This window comes from Vibrio sp. Isolate23 (genome assembly GCF_022398095.1).
Classification (GTDB): domain Bacteria; phylum Pseudomonadota; class Gammaproteobacteria; order Enterobacterales; family Vibrionaceae; genus Vibrio; species Vibrio coralliilyticus_A.
Window position 1 is genome coordinate 139340 of record NZ_JAKEUV010000005.1, and the last position, 16317, is coordinate 155656.

The 16317-nt window shown below is 44.8% G+C and carries 14 protein-coding genes; 5 read left to right on the plus strand and 9 right to left on the minus strand.

Features of this window, described 5'->3' with window-relative positions; all coding sequences use genetic code 11:
* Positions 1-115: 115 nt before the first annotated feature.
* The gene (gene brnQ, locus L1D31_RS14255) at positions 116-1429 is read right to left on the minus strand and encodes a branched-chain amino acid transport system II carrier protein (RefSeq protein ID WP_239837758.1); all 1314 of its coding nucleotides are present in this window, start codon (positions 1427-1429) and stop codon (positions 116-118) included.
* Between the two features lie 304 nt (positions 1430-1733).
* Between brnQ and L1D31_RS14260 the strand changes: the two genes are divergently transcribed.
* Complete coding sequence (locus L1D31_RS14260) at positions 1734-2453, plus strand: methyltransferase (RefSeq protein WP_239837759.1); 720 nt, start codon at positions 1734-1736, stop codon at positions 2451-2453.
* A gap of 90 nt (positions 2454-2543) precedes the next feature.
* The gene (gene srmB / locus L1D31_RS14265; protein ID WP_239837760.1) at positions 2544-3776 is read left to right on the plus strand and encodes an ATP-dependent RNA helicase SrmB; all 1233 of its coding nucleotides are present in this window, start codon (positions 2544-2546) and stop codon (positions 3774-3776) included.
* Between the two features lie 206 nt (positions 3777-3982).
* Here the strand turns inward: srmB and prfC are convergent, their stop codons facing one another.
* The gene (gene prfC / locus L1D31_RS14270; RefSeq protein ID WP_239837761.1) at positions 3983-5572 is read right to left on the minus strand and encodes a peptide chain release factor 3; all 1590 of its coding nucleotides are present in this window, start codon (positions 5570-5572) and stop codon (positions 3983-3985) included.
* Positions 5573-5792: 220 nt separating this feature from the next.
* Between prfC and L1D31_RS14275 the strand changes: the two genes are divergently transcribed.
* Entirely contained in the window at positions 5793-7844 is a 2052-nt protein-coding gene (locus L1D31_RS14275; RefSeq protein ID WP_239837762.1) for an EAL domain-containing protein, read from the plus strand.
* Position 7845: 1 nt separating this feature from the next.
* On the opposite strand, the gene rimI is transcribed toward L1D31_RS14275, so the two are convergent.
* The 6 genes from rimI to rlmE all read right to left on the minus strand — a co-directional run bounded on the left by rimI (position 7846) and on the right by rlmE (position 13718).
* Entirely contained in the window at positions 7846-8286 is a 441-nt protein-coding gene (gene rimI / locus L1D31_RS14280; RefSeq protein WP_239837763.1) for a ribosomal protein S18-alanine N-acetyltransferase, read from the minus strand.
* Between the two features lies 1 nt (position 8287).
* Positions 8288-8686, minus strand: coding sequence for a DNA polymerase III subunit psi (locus L1D31_RS14285; protein WP_239837764.1), 399 nt, complete (start codon positions 8684-8686; stop codon positions 8288-8290).
* Between the two features lie 84 nt (positions 8687-8770).
* Positions 8771-10111: a phosphoglucosamine mutase gene (glmM, locus tag L1D31_RS14290; RefSeq protein ID WP_239837765.1), complete on the minus strand. Its 1341-nt coding sequence runs from the start codon at positions 10109-10111 to the stop codon at positions 8771-8773.
* A 26-nt stretch (positions 10112-10137) separates the two neighbouring features.
* Complete coding sequence (gene folP, locus L1D31_RS14295) at positions 10138-10968, minus strand: dihydropteroate synthase (RefSeq protein ID WP_239837766.1); 831 nt, start codon at positions 10966-10968, stop codon at positions 10138-10140.
* A 48-nt stretch (positions 10969-11016) separates the two neighbouring features.
* Positions 11017-12981 (minus strand): ATP-dependent zinc metalloprotease FtsH, encoded by a 1965-nt coding sequence (gene ftsH / locus L1D31_RS14300; RefSeq protein WP_239837767.1) that lies wholly within the window; start codon positions 12979-12981, stop codon positions 11017-11019.
* A gap of 107 nt (positions 12982-13088) precedes the next feature.
* On the minus strand, positions 13089-13718 hold the full coding sequence (gene rlmE / locus L1D31_RS14305) for a 23S rRNA (uridine(2552)-2'-O)-methyltransferase RlmE (RefSeq protein WP_239837768.1): 630 nt from the start codon (positions 13716-13718) through the stop codon (positions 13089-13091).
* A 113-nt stretch (positions 13719-13831) separates the two neighbouring features.
* On the opposite strand from rlmE, the gene yhbY reads away from it, so the two are divergent.
* Positions 13832-14128 (plus strand): ribosome assembly RNA-binding protein YhbY, encoded by a 297-nt coding sequence (gene yhbY / locus L1D31_RS14310; protein WP_239837769.1) that lies wholly within the window; start codon positions 13832-13834, stop codon positions 14126-14128.
* Between the two features lie 72 nt (positions 14129-14200).
* On the opposite strand, the gene greA is transcribed toward yhbY, so the two are convergent.
* Positions 14201-14674, minus strand: coding sequence for a transcription elongation factor GreA (gene greA / locus L1D31_RS14315; protein ID WP_239837770.1), 474 nt, complete (start codon positions 14672-14674; stop codon positions 14201-14203).
* A gap of 530 nt (positions 14675-15204) precedes the next feature.
* Between greA and L1D31_RS14320 the strand changes: the two genes are divergently transcribed.
* Positions 15205-16227, plus strand: a complete 1023-nt coding sequence (locus L1D31_RS14320; protein WP_239837771.1) for a porin — start codon at positions 15205-15207, stop codon at positions 16225-16227.
* Positions 16228-16317 lie beyond the last annotated feature (90 nt).

Sequence of the window (16317 nt, forward strand, 5' to 3'; positions counted from 1 at the left end):
AAAAGTGTGATGAAGATACAGGAATTTTTTGCACTACAACCTACCGACGATTCAACGAAAAATCCCCTGTCACACGAGGCATGACAGGGGATTTTTATCTATTGTGCGTTTCGGCTTAAACCGCTTCTTCTGATAGCTCTGATTGAGCTGATTTTCCAATGAAAAACATGCAGATCATGGCAGCAATTGTTGGCAGCAACCAACCCATGCCAATATCGAACAGCGGTAACATACTTAGCGCAGACACATCCACACCCGCGACTTTTGCTGCATCAATCAGAGCAAACAGCAGTGACACAAGGATAACGACACGGTAAGCCACTTGTGGGTTTAGTAGCATCTTGCGAATAAATGTCAGTGCGACCAAAGCGATAGCCACTGGGTATAGTGCAAATAGCACAGGAACAGACAAGGCAATCAGTTGAGAAAGGCCAACATTCGCGACCACTGCACACGCCACACCGTTAACCACAACCCAAGTTTTGTAAGACACTGGAGTCAGCGAGCTAAAGTAATCAGAACACGCTGAGATAATACCGATAGCCGTGGTTAAACACGCAAGAAGCACAATCACTGACAATACAATTTGACCATACGGGCCGAACAGAGATTGAACGTACACGCTAAGAATCACACCGCCATTGTCTGCACCAGCAGCCACAGCCGCACTGGTTGCACCTAGGTAGAATAAAGAGACGTAAACGAAAGCCAAACCAGCAGCAGCAACACATGCGGCTCTGATCAGGTATTTTGCAGTTGCCTTTTGATCAGAAATACCTTTTTGACGAAGTGCATCGACGATAAGCCCGCCAAACATCAGCGAGGCGAAGGTATCCATGGTGTTGTAACCTTCAAGGAAACCTTTTTGCAGTGGGTGCGTAAGGTATTCACCTTGCGCTGCGATCATTTCTCCTTGAGGGTCGATAAACACAGCGACAGCAAGCACAATTAGGCCTAGGAAAAGTACTGGTGTCAGTATTTTTCCGATCACATCAATCAGCTTGCCTTGAGACCAAGCAAAAGACATCGCAACCACAAAGAATAGGATGGAAAAAACCGTCAGATGAAGTTGTGTGGCATCAGCAAAAAATGGCTTCACCGCCATTTCATAAGCCACCAAACCGGTACGTGGCGCCGCAAAAGCTGGTCCAATAATGATAAAGATCAGTACCGCAATCGTCATTGCTACACGCTTAGGTAAATCTTTGGTGAGGTGATCCCAAGATCCCCCTGCAACGGCGATAGCAACGATCGTAATAAGAGGAAGACCTACCGCAGTGAGAAGAAAACCAGTCATCGCAGGAACAAGGTTTTCACCTGCAAGTTGTCCTGCCAGTGGCGGGAAGATAATGTTACCCGCACCTAAGAAGAAGGCGAAAAGCATAAAGCCTACCGCGATAATATCTGTTAATTTTAAAGTCTGATTCACAAGAGACCCTTTAACTTTTTGATTGATGTTGTGCATGCTGAGTAGTCCGTGATGGCTACCCAATCTATAAATTTGGAGGCGAATAATGACGAAACACACACTCATCCGCAACCCTAGGGCCAAAAACACCATATAAATTTATACTTTAAACTCACAACCAGTTATATCGACCATTAAAATAGAAAATATTAGTTTAATATATGGATCAATAAATAAAACAAATGCAACATTGATAGAACAAAAGACCATACAAAGATCCAACAAGAGACTGAATCACTCAATTGTTCACCACGCACAGAATAAAATGAAAAACACAAAAACCAAGACGAAAGACTTTTCATTCAAGCAGTTTAAAATTTCTGGTGGTTACTCAGGCATGCCAGTCAGCACTGATGGCGTGTTACTCGGAGCTTGGTGCGATATTAAACAGGCGAATACCATTTTAGATATTGGAACAGGCACAGGTTTATTGGCTTTAATGTGCGCACAGCGCAGCCCTGACTGTGTCATTGACGCAATCGACATTGATCAGCACGCTTTACAGGCTGCAAAAGAGAACTTCACCTCTTCTCCTTGGTCTTCCCGACTAACATTACTGGAAGGCGACGTACTCAACTTTCCATTCGGAACAAGCTATGACGCTATTGTCTGTAACCCACCCTATTTTAACTCCGGAGAGCACGCCCAAACCCAACAACGCGCCACGGCAAGGCACACCTTAACCTTGAGCCACGAAGCTTTACTTCAGCAATGCCAAAAGTTACTGAACGCTGACGGCCGAGCTTGGTTTGTCCTTTCTGAAACGGAAGGGAGGCTTTTTATCTCCTTAGCGGAAACACTTGGTTGGCACCTGGCTAGTTTATGTGAGGTACACACCACAGAGAAGAAGCCTGTGAGCCGGTTGCTGATTGAGCTTAGCCAACCCCCATCAAATACGAAGGTAGAAACGCTGATAATTCAAGATGATAATGGCTACAGCGACGAGTTTATCGCATTGACGAAAGCGTTTTATTTGAAGATGTAGAAATTAAGGTGTGATCCTTATCACCGAACCCTCTATAATACGTTCCCTTAAATTTATCGTTCTCACTTACCAGCTTGTGGAGACACCAGAGTGATCAGAAATTTTGCTGAACTAGAGCTAGATAACAACCTGCTCGTTGCAATCGAAGAAATGGGTTATACCCGCCCAACCCAGATCCAGGCTGAAGCCATTCCACAAGCTTTGGACGGCAGAGACATTCTCGCTTCGGCGCCGACTGGCACAGGTAAAACGGCCGCTTTTGTCTTGCCCGCTTTGCAATATTTGCAAGACTTCCCTCGTCGTAAGCCGGGGCCTGCTCGTGTGCTAATCCTGACTCCGACTCGCGAATTGGCTATGCAAGTCGCTGACCAAGCTCGTGAGCTCGCAAAACATACCAGCCTAAACATTTTCACCATCACAGGTGGAGTACAGTATCAAGAACACGCTGATATTCTCTCCAAAACCCAAGATATCGTGGTTGCGACCCCAGGACGCTTGATGGAATACATCGAAGCAGAACGTTTCGACTGCCGAGCAATCGAATGGTTGATCCTCGATGAAGCGGATCGCATGCTCGACATGGGCTTTGGCCCGACCGTTGATCGTCTTTCTTCTGAATGTCGCTGGCGAAAACAAACCTTACTTTTCTCTGCGACACTTGAAGGGAAAGGCGTAGAAGGTTTTACCGCTGATCTACTCAAAGAGCCAGCAGAGATAGATGCCGAACCTTCTCGTCGCGAGCGTAAAAAGATTGCTCAGTGGTATCACCGTGCCGATGATATGTCACATAAGCTGGAACTACTGAAAAAAATCATCAATGACCAAGCAGAGCGTTCTATTGTCTTCCTTAAAACTCGGGAACGATTAGCCGAGCTACGCGTAGAATTGGAAAAAGCCCAAATTCCATGTGCCTGGATTCAAGGTGAAATGCCACAGGATCGTCGTAACAACGCCATTGCACGATTCCGCGATGGCTCAGTCAATGTGCTTCTTGCCACTGATGTTGCGGCGCGAGGCATTGATCTGCCAGATGTCAGCCATGTTATCAACTACGACATGCCACGAAGCGCAGATGTTTATCTTCACCGCATCGGCCGAACCGCTCGTGCTGGTAAGAAAGGTAATGCGATCTCACTCGTCGAGGCCCACGATCAACCCATGATGGATCGCGTGGCTCGCTACGTAAAAGAAGAGATCAAAGAGCGCTTCATTAAAGAGCTTCGCCCTAAGCACAAGAAACCTACATTCAAGAAAAAGAAAAAAGACGACAAGAAAGCGTCCACCGCGAAAGGCAAAAAGAAAGTCGCAAAGAAGAAAAAGTAGCGACAAGCTAACAACACTAAAGGGTTGATGTGAGAGCATCAGCCCTTTTATTTTCGATCGGCTAAAAGCGCATCCTCATTGCTAAAAACAAAAATACCGCCTTTATACAGAGGCGGTATTGAGTTATCAGATCTGCCAAGTCCTTTGGCGCTAGCTAAGATGAGGTTACGCAGTCAACACCGCTATCGCGTCAAAGGTGACGAAGATCAGTGTTCGCGAGTCGCTCGGAACTCAACATCTGGGAAACGCTCTTTCGCCAAATTTAAGTTGACCATTGTTGGCGCGATGTACGTCAGGTTATCGCCCCCATCCAGTGCTAGATTGGCTTGGTTCTTACGCTGGAACTCATCTAACTTCTTGCCATCTTCACACTCGACCCAACGCGCAGTTGCAACGTTAACGCTCTCATAAATTGCTTCAACGTTATACTCCGCTTTTAAACGCGCAACAACGACGTCAAACTGAAGCACACCGACCGCACCTACGATAAGATCATTATTTTGTAGCGGACGGAACACTTGCACCGCCCCCTCTTCAGATAACTGTACCAAACCTTTTAGCAGCTGCTTCTGCTTCAATGGATCTCTTAGACGAATACGACGGAATAGCTCGGGAGCAAAGTTAGGAATGCCGGAGAATTTGAGCGCTTCACCTTGAGTGAAAGTATCACCAATCTGGATGGTGCCGTGGTTATGCAGACCAATAATATCACCCGCATAAGCATTTTCAGCACGTGAACGATCACCGGCCATAAAGGTAACCGCATCAGAAATATTGATTTGCTTACCAAGACGCACATGATTCATCTTCATACCCTGTGTATAGGTACCAGAAACAATACGCATGAAAGCAATACGGTCACGGTGTTTTGGATCCATGTTGGCCTGAATCTTAAATACAAAGCCAGAGAATTTTTCTTCATTCGCTTCGACTTGACGCTCATTCGCCTGGCGAGGCATCGGCGCTGGCGCCCACTCCGTCAAGCCATCCAGCATATGGTCAACCCCAAAGTTACCCAGTGCCGTACCAAAGTATACCGGCGTAAGCTCACCCGCAAGGAACAACTCCTGATCAAACTCAGGGCATGCACCAATCACAAGCTCAAGCTCTTCACGCAGCTGATCCGCTAATTCAGCACCGACCGCCTCATCAAGTTCAGGGTTATCTAAGCCTTTTACAACCAGTTTCTCCTGAATGGTGTGGCCTTGGCCTGTCGAGTAGAGAATCGTTTCATCACGATGAATGTGGTACACACCTTTAAACTCTTTACCACAACCAATAGGCCAAGTAATCGGTGCACAGGAAATATTTAACTCACTTTCGACTTCGTCCAGTAGCTCCATGGGATCACGGATATCACGGTCAAGTTTGTTCATGAACGTTACAATCGGTGTGTCACGAAGACGGGTCACTTCCATTAACTTGCGAGTACGATCCTCAACACCTTTCGCTGCGTCGATCACCATCAAGCAGGAGTCAACCGCCGTTAAAGTACGGTAAGTATCTTCTGAGAAATCCTCGTGTCCCGGTGTATCCAATAGATTGACTAGGCATTCGTTGTATGGGAACTGCATCACTGAGGTGGTGACCGAGATACCACGCTCTTTTTCCATTTCCATCCAATCAGATTTCGCGTGCTGAGCAGAGCCACGGCCTTTTACTGTACCTGCCGTTTGAATTGCGCGTCCGAAAAGTAATACTTTTTCAGTAATGGTGGTCTTACCCGCATCCGGGTGCGAGATGATAGCGAACGTTCTGCGCTTGGAAACTTCGCCGGTAAATGCTGTATTTGACATCAAAAGATCTTCTTCATCTGAACGCCAGTGTATCGTCAAGATAACCATGACTGATAAGCTGGCAGATTGATTCGGTTTTGCGCGGTATTCTCGCTTATATTGCCTTTAGGAGCAACAAAGGCGAATAAAAGCCTAACAATTCACATCTAAGTAAGATACAAATTAAAATATCAATAAATTTAGGCTATAACTAAAGGAGTAGAGGGAACTATATAAAATTATGCCTACGAGCAAGAAAATAAACTCATTAGCATTCCGGCAAGCGAAAACGGTTTTTTTAGTATCCGTGATATTAGGGATCATTTTCAGCTTATATCAAATTTTGGTGGACCTTCATCAGGAACAAAAGCGGATTGAAGCACACTACCAATTTAAGCTATTACAGAATTATTCCAATGCCAGCCAGGCTGCATATCACTTAAATCAGCTTTTAGCCGAACAAGTAGCATCGAGCTTGATGATGGACAGTGCTATCTATAAAGTCTCCATTGTTGATGACTTTGGCGATACTTTGACCGAACGGGAAAGGGGAGTATCGCTTGAAAACTCATTTACCGAAGCACTCTCTCATTATTTGACACCAACAACCCCCGTTTACAAAACTGAGCTACACCAGCCGAATTCCCACGTGGTGGTTGGCACATTAAGTTTCTCTGTGAATGGCGCCAATATTGCCAAAGACTTTATTGCCAAAACCAGCCAAATTCTTTTCTTTGACTTATTCAGGAACATTCTGCTAACAACCATTTTGCTGCTGTTCTTCTACCAGAAGCTTTCCAAACCTCTGGTCACCTTGATCGATTGGGTACGCTCACTTCAAGACAAAAATGCAGAAGTTCCCATGCCGAATTTGTATCGTGATGATGAACTCGGACACTTGGCGAAAACGTTCCACAATCTGTGGAAAGACAGAGAAGCGGCAGAAGCTAAGCTGAACCAATTGGCTTATTATGATTCGTTAACTGGGTTGGCCAACCGGAGTTTATTGCTACAAATGCTGGAAGAGGCGATCGAACATGCCAAGCAAACAAATACTTCCGGTGTCTTGTTTTATCTTGATTTAGACCGCTTTAAAACAATTAATGATTCGTTAGGCCACACTATCGGTGACCACCTTATAAAAGCGATCTCAAAACGTATCGAAGCTTGGCTAATTGATGACTATACCGCAGCTCGTATCGGAGGCGATGAGTTTGCTATTCTCATGCCCTCAATTCACCCAGATAAAGCGCATGAAACAGCTCAACAGCTGCTGGCATTGATTTCTAATCCCTATTCCATTGACGATCACCTGCTCTATTGCACAACCAGTGTCGGTATTTCTGTATTTCCTTCTGTCAGCACCACCAACATTGATGTGCTACGTCAGGCTGATACCGCGTTATACCGAGCCAAAGTTGCCGGAAGAAACAAGTACATGTTTTATGAGCCAGAGATGCAGGCTCAGGTGGAATCTTTCTTAGAAATAGAAAAAGGTCTCCATGAAGCGCTTAACAAAGGTCAGTTAGAGCTTTACTACCAGCCTCAGGTGAATGGCGAACAACAAATCGTTGGGGTCGAAGCGTTGATCCGTTGGAACCACCCAGAGAAAGGCGTATTGCCTCCTGGGGTATTTATGCCAATCGCTGAAGAAACCGGACAGATCTTACAAATCGGTAACTGGATTATTGAACAAGCGTGTTATCAATACTCACGCTGGCGTAAACAAGGAGTCCTGCCAGAGACTTTCCGTCGTCTTGCTATCAATATCAGCCCACTACAATTCTCGCAGAACAGTTTTGTCGAACACATACATGATGTGCTTGCCCAAGCCGATATTGATGGAGAACATATAGAACTGGAAATTACCGAGAACCTTTTGCTTGAAAACGTCGAAAGTGCGATTCAGAAGATGAGTAAGCTTAAGCAACACAATCTCAAAATTTCCATCGACGACTTCGGTACGGGCTACTCTTCATTGAGATACCTAAAGCATCTTGCAGTTGATGTACTAAAAATAGATCGCTCATTTGTCACTCAGTTGCACATGGATGAAAGTGATCAAGCTATTGTCGATACCATTATCATGACCGCACAACGGCTCAATCTGGAAGTCATCGCGGAGGGTGTGGAAGATGCTAACGAATTGAATACACTCAAACAACTCGGTTGTGATCAGTTCCAAGGCTATCTATTCGACAAACCTCTGCCTGCTTCCGAATTGATTTCACGTTTTGAAGCAAATTTCTATCCGGTAGAAGGGTCTCCTACCATCAAAGCGGTACAGAAATAATCTAGAAGAAGATGTAGCTCATGATAATGGCATCTTCTTTTCCGGTCGCCGTTGGGTAGTAGTTAACACGGCGATCAACTTCATTAAAGCCTACCGACTCATACAAGTTAGCCGCGCGAGTATTGCTTTCCCTCACCTCTAACCACGCGCTTTCCGCTTTTACTTGCTCACACATGGTTAAAAACGACTCAATCAGTTGTTTGCCGTACCCTCTACCTTGCTGAGCAGGATCAACGGCGATGTTCAGAAGAGTCACCTCACCCACTATATTCTGAGCATAAAAGTAACCAACCACCTTATCGTCATCCATCAACACGTGATGACACGCCCCTCTGCTTGTCACATCGCGAATCATCGCTTCTGACCAAGGGTGACTATGTGCTTGGGTTTCTATTGAGTACACCGAATCGAGGTGAGCCTCAGCTAAAGGAAGTAGGGTCATATTATTTTAAAGCTTGAATTTGTTGCCAGAGCACGCGCTTATGTTGCTGATTGCCATCAATTTCATTTAGGCATGGAGATCGTAGCGTCCTCTGCCCCAACTCCAACTGAGCTTCACAGCCAGCAAACCAGATCCAATCAACCTGAGAATTCTCCAGTAGAGCCTGATGCTCTGGGGCTAAATAGAGAGATTGCTCTAACGTCAAATTGATGGTTTTTAAAATATTCTCAAACAAGGTTACGGTAGAGCCTAACGGCTGTTGAGGTGATACTAAGAGCATTTTGCAATCATCAGGTAAAGCAATACCTTCAACACTGTAGCCTTGCAACCTTTCCGGGTGAGCCAGTTGATAGGCTTGAATCCCCATTTCGTGTAAGTATGTAAGCTCTCGAGTCGTCATAATGGCAAATCGCTAGAATAAAAAACGGTGCCATGCTATCACAAGCAGGCACCGCTATTATACGACTAAACGAAATGAAAAGCCTTAGAAGCTAGCTTTCACCGCATCTGCAATTTTTAGTGCTGATGATTTCACTAATTCAGCGTCTTCACCTTCCACCATGACTCGGATAAGCGGCTCAGTACCTGATTTACGTAACAGCACTCGACCTTTATCACCAAGCTCTGTTTCAACTTCAACAACAGACGCTTGCACCGCTTCCGCTTCGAGAGGATTAGAATCACCAGAAAAACGGACATTTTCCAGTACTTGAGGGTATAAGGTCATACCTTGAGAAAGTTCATGCAGGGACATGCCACTACCAACAACTGAAGCAAGTACTTGCAACGCAGCAACAATAGCATCTCCCGTTGTCACCTTATCAAGTAAAATCACGTGGCCTGAATTTTCCGCCCCGATCTTCCAGCCTTTCTCAAGCAACTGCTCCATAACATAGCGGTCACCGACTGCAGCACGAACAAAGGGAATACCCAGTTGTTTGAGGCCATTTTCCATGCCTAGGTTTGTCATCAGAGTCCCGACAACCCCGCCTTTTAATTCTCCACGGCGCAGCGCGTCACGAGCGATAATATAGGCAATCTGGTCACCATCTACCTTATTACCTAGATGATCAACCATAATGATGCGATCACCATCGCCATCGAATGCTAAGCCTAGGTGAGCCTGTTCTTCCACAACTCTTTTCTGTAAAGCTTTAACGTCCGTTGCACCGACTTCGTGGTTAATATTCGTACCATCAGGCTCAATGCCCATAGCAATAACATCGGCGCCTAACTCACTAAAGACGGCTGGTGCAATATGGTAAGTTGCGCCATGCGCACAATCCACTACAATTTTTAACCCAGCAAGGCTCAACTCAGAAGGATAAGTGCTTTTACAGAATTCGATATAACGCCCGGCCGCGTCATTCAAACGGCTTGCTTTGCCCAGCAAAGATGACTCAACACATTCAATATCTTTGTCCAACTCAGCTTCAATTGCTAACTCAATATCATCAGGTAGCTTAGTCCCTTCCGAAGAGAAGAATTTAATACCATTATCATAATAAGGGTTATGAGAAGCCGAAATCACAATACCCGCTTCAGCACGAAATGTTTGAGTTAGGTAAGCAACTGCTGGGGTTGGCATTGGCCCTGTAAATGTGGCCTTTAGGCCTGCAGCCGCGAGTCCTGCTTCAAGTGCTGATTCCAGCATATAACCTGAAATACGCGTATCTTTACCAATAATAACTTTCTTTGTGCCCTGCTTTGCTAGAACACGCCCCGCAGCCCAACCAAGTTTAAGGACAAAATCAGGGGTAATGGGATACTGACCCACTTTTCCACGTACACCATCAGTCCCAAAATATCGTCTTTTATCAGACATATTTATTCCTTTTTATCATCTTTTTCTCAGTGGTTTTTTCGTACCATTGAGACTATTTTCATCGCATCAAGCGTTTGTTCAAAATCGTGAACTCGGATGATTTGAGCCCCTTTCATCGCCGCGATTGTAGCGCATGCTACGCTAGCTGACACGCACTCCGTTGGTGCTTTGTCGAGCAGCTTGAAGATCATAGATTTTCTCGACATTCCCGCTAGTATTGGCAAGCCAAATTGATGAAGTTCTTCTAGATGAGACAGCATCTGATAGTTGTGATCTAGTGTTTTTCCAAAACCAAACCCGGGATCGAGTATGAGCTGTTCTCGTGCGATACCTACCTCTTCACACGCCTTAATACGCTCGTGAAGAAACTTTTCCACTTCTTTGAGCAGATCATCATAATGTGGATTGGCTTGCATAGTGCGAGGTTGGCCTTGCATATGCATGAGGCAAACCGGTAATCCAGTCGCGGCTGCGACTTCAAGCGCATTAGGTTCTTGAAGTGCTCGCACATCATTAATGATGTCAGCTCCGGCTTCAGCCGCTTGCCTCATCACTTCAGCTTTGCTGGTATCAATTGAGATCCACACATCAGAGAATGTACGAATCGCTTTAATCACAGGAATAGTTCGCTGTAATTCTTCTTCTAAATCAACATCAGGAGCTCCTGGACGAGTCGACTCGCCACCGATATCAATAATGGTGATGCCGGCATCAATCATACGTTGAGCTTGATTAAGTGCATCGTCTAATGCTTGAAACTGACCACCATCAGAAAAAGAATCCGGCGTTACATTTAATATCCCCATCACTTGGGGGCCAGATAAATCGAGAGTTTTATTGTTTGCTTTTAATATCATAAATACAAAAACCCCGAGTTTCCTCGGGGTTTCTCTTAATCAAATACACTATTCTGAGTCTTTCTTCTCAGTCGCTTCTGCTGAAGTGTTCTCTTGTGAAGCAGTTGGCTCTTCGTCTTTTGCTTCACTTGGTGACTCTTTCTCTTCTACCTTATTCTCAGGCTTGGATTCTGGCTTATTGCCACTATTATCACTCCAACCTGCAGGCTCACGAATTTCGGCTTTACGCTCCATCAGATCATCAATTTGACCTGCATCGATGGTTTCGTATTTCATTAATGCATCCTTCATTGCATGCATAATGTCCATGTTTTCTTCAAGAATTTTCTTAGCACGTTCGTAGTTGCGATCAATGATACTACGCACTTCGTCATCAATAAGCTTAGCTGTATCATCTGACATGTGCTTCGTTTGCGTTACGCTACGACCAAGAAAAACTTCGCCTTCATCTTCTGCGTAAAGTAGCGGACCTAACTTTTCGGAGAAGCCCCATTGAGTCACCATCTTACGCGCAATATCGGTTGCACGTTCGATATCGTTAGAAGCACCAGTCGATACTTTGTCCGCGCCGTAGATAAGTTCTTCAGCAAGACGGCCGCCGTATAGGCTGGAAACCATTGACTCTAAGTGCTGGCGAGACATGCTCACTCGGTCTTGCTCAGGCAAGTACATCGTCACACCTAGCGCACGACCACGTGGAATGATAGACACCTTATAAACTGGATCATGTTCAGGAACCAGACGACCAACAATCGCGTGACCCGCTTCATGGTAAGCCGTTGACTCTTTCGTCTCTTCCGACATCACCATAGAACGGCGCTCAGCACCCATCATGATCTTGTCTTTGGCCAATTCAAACTCAACCATAGAAACGTTGCGCTTGTTACCACGCGCTGCAAACAAGGCAGCTTCGTTAACTAGGTTAGCCAGATCAGCACCCGAGAAGCCTGGTGTACCACGAGCGATAAGAGATGGCTCTACATCACCAGCTAGTGGTACTTTACGCATGTGAACTTTAAGAATCTGTTCACGACCACGAACGTCTGGTAGACCTACAACCACTTGGCGGTCAAAACGACCAGGACGAAGTAGAGCAGGGTCAAGAACGTCTGGGCGGTTGGTTGCAGCGATAACAATAATACCTTCGTTACCTTCAAAACCATCCATTTCAACCAACATTTGGTTTAGTGTTTGCTCACGTTCATCGTGACCGCCACCCACGCCGGCGCCACGCTGACGACCGACTGCATCAATCTCGTCAATAAAGATGATACAAGGTGCTGCTTTTTTCGCTTGTTCGAACATGTCGCGTACACGAGATGCACCAACACCAACAAACATTTCCACAAAGTCAGAACCAGAAATGGTAAAGAATGGTACTTTCGCTTCACCGGCAATCGCTTTAGCCAAAAGCGTCTTACCTGTACCAGGAGGACCAACCATCAAAACACCAGTTGGGATCTTACCGCCCAACTTCTGGAAGCGGCTTGGATCACGCAGGTAATCTACCAGCTCTTTAACGTCTTCTTTTGCTTCATCACAACCAGCAACATCGCCGAATGTGGTTTTGATTTGCTCTTCGCTCATCATACGAGCTTTGCTCTTACCGAAAGACATGGCACCTTTACCACCACCGCCTTGCATTTGACGCATGAAGAAAATCCATACACCAATCAGTAAAATCATTGGGAACCAAGAAATAAAGATCGTGCCAAGCAAGCTCTGCTCTTCTGGAGGAGTACCTTGCACTTTCACATTCTGGTTAATCAGGTCATCCAGCAATTTCTGGTCATAGACCGGCATGTAAGTAACATAACGCGAGCCACCGCCACGGCGAGTGAAAGTGATTTCCTCGCCTTTAAATGTTGCTTCCTGAATCTGGCCTTGGCCAACTTCCTGTACAAACGTGGTGTAATCAACCGCTCTGCCGTTACTTTCCCCAGGGCCAAAGCTCTGGAAAACCGACATCAAGACTACGGCGATCACAAGCCACAGAATTAAATTTTTTGCCATGTCACTCAAGGTGTCAGCCTCGCGATAACTAATTGTAATTAAAGGTAGGGTACTACAGTTTGTTGACTGTAGCTACAGTGTTAACTGCTGCTCTGTAGAGCAAATAGTTAACCTTTGTAACCAGTGGCTACAATAAATACTTCTCGGGAGCGAGCCCTTGAAGAATCAGGTTTACGGATTTTCACGACTTTGAACATTTCACGAACGTCTTTAACGTATTGATCGAAGCCTTCGCCCTGAAATACTTTCACAACAAAACTACCATTGGGCGCAAGAACTTGTCGACACATATCTAAAGCTAATTCGACCAAATACATAGCTCGTGGCTGATCAACCGAATTATTCCCAGCAATGTTTGGCGCCATATCTGACATCACAACATTGACCATAGAAGGTTGGATTCTATCCAGTAACGCTTCTAATACAGCATCTTCACGGAAGTCTCCCTGTAAAAAGCTCACTCCAGCAATAGGATCCATTGGAAGCAAATCACACGCGATGATTTTACCTTCATCACCTACTATCTTAGCAGCATATTGAGACCAACCACCGGGAGCCGCACCTAAATCGACGACAGTCATCCCAGATTTGAGTATTTTGTCTTTGTTTTGAATCTCTTCCATCTTGAAATAGGCTCGTGAACGGTAGCCTTTTTTACGCGCTTCATTCGCGAATTTATCATCAAAATGTTCTTTCAACCAACGGCCAGAGCTTGCCGAATGTTTCTGTTTACTCATTCGATTCCTAACTAATAGAGGGACCAACTTACCCAATAAATTATAGTCTTCAAGGGTAGATGGCGTTAAAATGGTATTTTTCAACCCTTATAGTAAAGAAAATTGGCCGCGTAATGAACCTAAGCACCAAACAAAAACAGCATCTAAAAGGCCTAGCGCACAGTCTAAAACCTGTTGTGCTTATGGGCGCAAATGGACTCACTGAGGCTGTTCTAGCGGAAATCGAAATTGCTCTTAATCACCATGAGCTGATTAAAGTAAAAGTAGCCTCTGAAGATCGCGAAACGAAAAACCTGATTATTGAAGCTATCGTTCGCGAAACTGGCGCAGAAAAAGTACAAGTCATCGGTAAGACACTGGTTCTGTATCGTCAGACTGAAGATCGTAAAATCGAATTACCACGTAAATAAAGTGGATTGAGATTTTAACGGTATAAAAAAGGTCGCACTCAGCGACCTTTTTAGTTTCAGGTGAAAAGAGTTTTACACATACTCAACACTGTCGATTTCGAAATCACGATCACCACCTGGTGTAGAAATCACAACTTCATCGCCTTCCATCTTGCCAATTAAACCACGGGCGATTGGCGAGCTCACAGAAATACGACCTGCTTTAATATCTGCTTCGTCGTCACCGACAATCTGGTATGTTTTCTCTTCTTCAGTGTCACAGTCAATCAGTGTCACTGTCGAACCAAAGATAACCTTGCCTGAGTTATCCATTTTAGTGACGTCAATAACCTGAGCTACCGATAGCTTGTATTCGATGTCACGGATTTGTGCTTCGCAGATCCCCTGCTCTTCACGGGCTGCATGGTACTCCGCATTTTCTTTCAGGTCACCGAGTTCACGCGCTTCTGCAATAGCTTCAGAAATCTGTGGACGAAGCTTTAGTAGGCGGTCTAATTCTTCGCGCAGCTTTTGTTCACCGCGCACTGTCATTGGGACTTTTTCCATTGTTTACCTCATTGCCAAAGCTATCTTTGGACAAAACAAAACTACCTAATCCTGTGGATTAGGTAGTGGGTTAACTAATCAATTTCCTTTAGTGTAAACAAAGTTAACGACTAAATCATCTGAATTCAATACTCATAACTTTTACGTCTTCAATATGATAATTCAATCAGCTAAATAGCTCTGCGAAATTCTTTTTATAGTTCAACTATTGAATAAAAAAATCTAAATAACAAATGTATAAAGAATCGATAAAAAAGCAAAAATAATAATTAAAATACAATAACTTGATAATTTTTTACGTTAAATAAAACACTGTTCACTAGCCCAATTTATATCATTTTACTAACTCATCAAGGAACTTTGACGGTACAACAATGCACACCAAATGCTCTATGGCACTCAATGTGTGTTGTGTTTCTTATTCCACTGTGCACTTGAGCTATAGAACGGAAGAAAGGAAAAGTGAAACGAACAACAACGTTGAACATTTTCTCCAAACTATTTATGGACAGTAAATTAGGACTTATAAGATGAACAAAACTCTGATCGCTCTAGCAGTTTCTGCAGCAGCAGTGGCAACTGGCGCAAACGCAGCGGAAATCTACAACCAAGACGGTAACACTATCGAAATGGGTGGTCGTGCTGAAGCTCGCCTATCGCTAAAAGATGGCAAAGCTGAAGATAACTCTCGCGTACGCCTAAACTTCCTTGGTACAGCTCAGATTACTGACAGCCTATACGGTGTCGGCTTCTACGAAGGTGAGTTCACTACAAACGAAAATGGTGGCGCTACAGACAGCAGCACAGACACTCTAACAAACCGTTACCTGTATGGTGGTCTTGGTGGTAAGTTCGGTGAAGTTACTTACGGTAAAAACGAAGGTGCCCTAGGCGTGTTAACAGACTTTACCGATATCATGGCTTACCACGGTAACTCTGCAGCAGACAAACTAGCTGTAGCTGATCGTTCAGACAATATGATCTCTTACAAAGGCCAATTTGCTGACCTAGGTCTAAAAGCAAGCTACCGTTTTGCTGACCGCACAGAAGACACAACAAACCCTGGTTCATACACAGATAACGATGCAGATGGCTACTCTCTATCAGCAATCTACGCAATCGGTGAAACTGGCGTTAAGCTAGGTGCAGGTTACGCAGCTCAAGACGAAGCTAACGAGTACATGGGTACTGCGTCATACTCAATCAATGACCTTTACTTTGCTGGTATCTACACTGACGGTGAAAAGCAGCTTTCTAACTCAAAGAGCACTGTTGACTACACGGGTTACGAACTTGCAGCGGCTTATACTATGGGTCAGACTGTATTCTCGACTACCTACAACAACGCAGAAACTAACAACGAGACTTCTGCTGACAATGTAGCAATCGATGCAACATACTACTTTAAGCCTAATTTCCGTGGTTACGTTTCTTACAACTTTAACCTAATCAGTGAAGGCGACAAGATCGGCTCTGTTGACACTACAGTTGGTAACGCAACTAAGATCCAATCAGAAGACGAAATTGCTCTAGGTCTACGTTACGACTTCTAATTAGTCACTAACTAAAGCGCTAATAGTCTGTCCCTTGAACCCCGAGTTGGTGTTCAAGGGACATTTTCCATTTAGCCTTACGAAGCAGAG

Excerpts from the sequence above, each read along its gene's own strand:
- L1D31_RS14260 (WP_239837759.1), top strand. The coding sequence starts at position 1,734 with ATGAAAAACACAAAAACCAAGACGAAAGACTTTTCATTCAAGCAGTTT.
- prfC (WP_239837761.1), bottom strand. The coding sequence starts at position 5,572 with ATGTCAAATACAGCATTTACCGGCGAAGTTTCCAAGCGCAGAACGTTC.
- L1D31_RS14275 (WP_239837762.1), top strand. The coding sequence starts at position 5,793 with ATGCCTACGAGCAAGAAAATAAACTCATTAGCATTCCGGCAAGCGAAA.
- rimI (WP_239837763.1), bottom strand. The coding sequence starts at position 8,286 with ATGACCCTACTTCCTTTAGCTGAGGCTCACCTCGATTCGGTGTACTCA.
- L1D31_RS14285 (WP_239837764.1), bottom strand. The coding sequence starts at position 8,686 with ATGACGACTCGAGAGCTTACATACTTACACGAAATGGGGATTCAAGCC.
- glmM (WP_239837765.1), bottom strand. The coding sequence starts at position 10,111 with ATGTCTGATAAAAGACGATATTTTGGGACTGATGGTGTACGTGGAAAA.
- folP (WP_239837766.1), bottom strand. The coding sequence starts at position 10,968 with ATGATATTAAAAGCAAACAATAAAACTCTCGATTTATCTGGCCCCCAA.
- ftsH (WP_239837767.1), bottom strand. The coding sequence starts at position 12,981 with ATGGCAAAAAATTTAATTCTGTGGCTTGTGATCGCCGTAGTCTTGATG.
- rlmE (WP_239837768.1), bottom strand. The coding sequence starts at position 13,718 with ATGAGTAAACAGAAACATTCGGCAAGCTCTGGCCGTTGGTTGAAAGAA.
- yhbY (WP_239837769.1), top strand. The coding sequence starts at position 13,832 with ATGAACCTAAGCACCAAACAAAAACAGCATCTAAAAGGCCTAGCGCAC.
- greA (WP_239837770.1), bottom strand. The coding sequence starts at position 14,674 with ATGGAAAAAGTCCCAATGACAGTGCGCGGTGAACAAAAGCTGCGCGAA.
- L1D31_RS14320 (WP_239837771.1), top strand. The coding sequence starts at position 15,205 with ATGAACAAAACTCTGATCGCTCTAGCAGTTTCTGCAGCAGCAGTGGCA.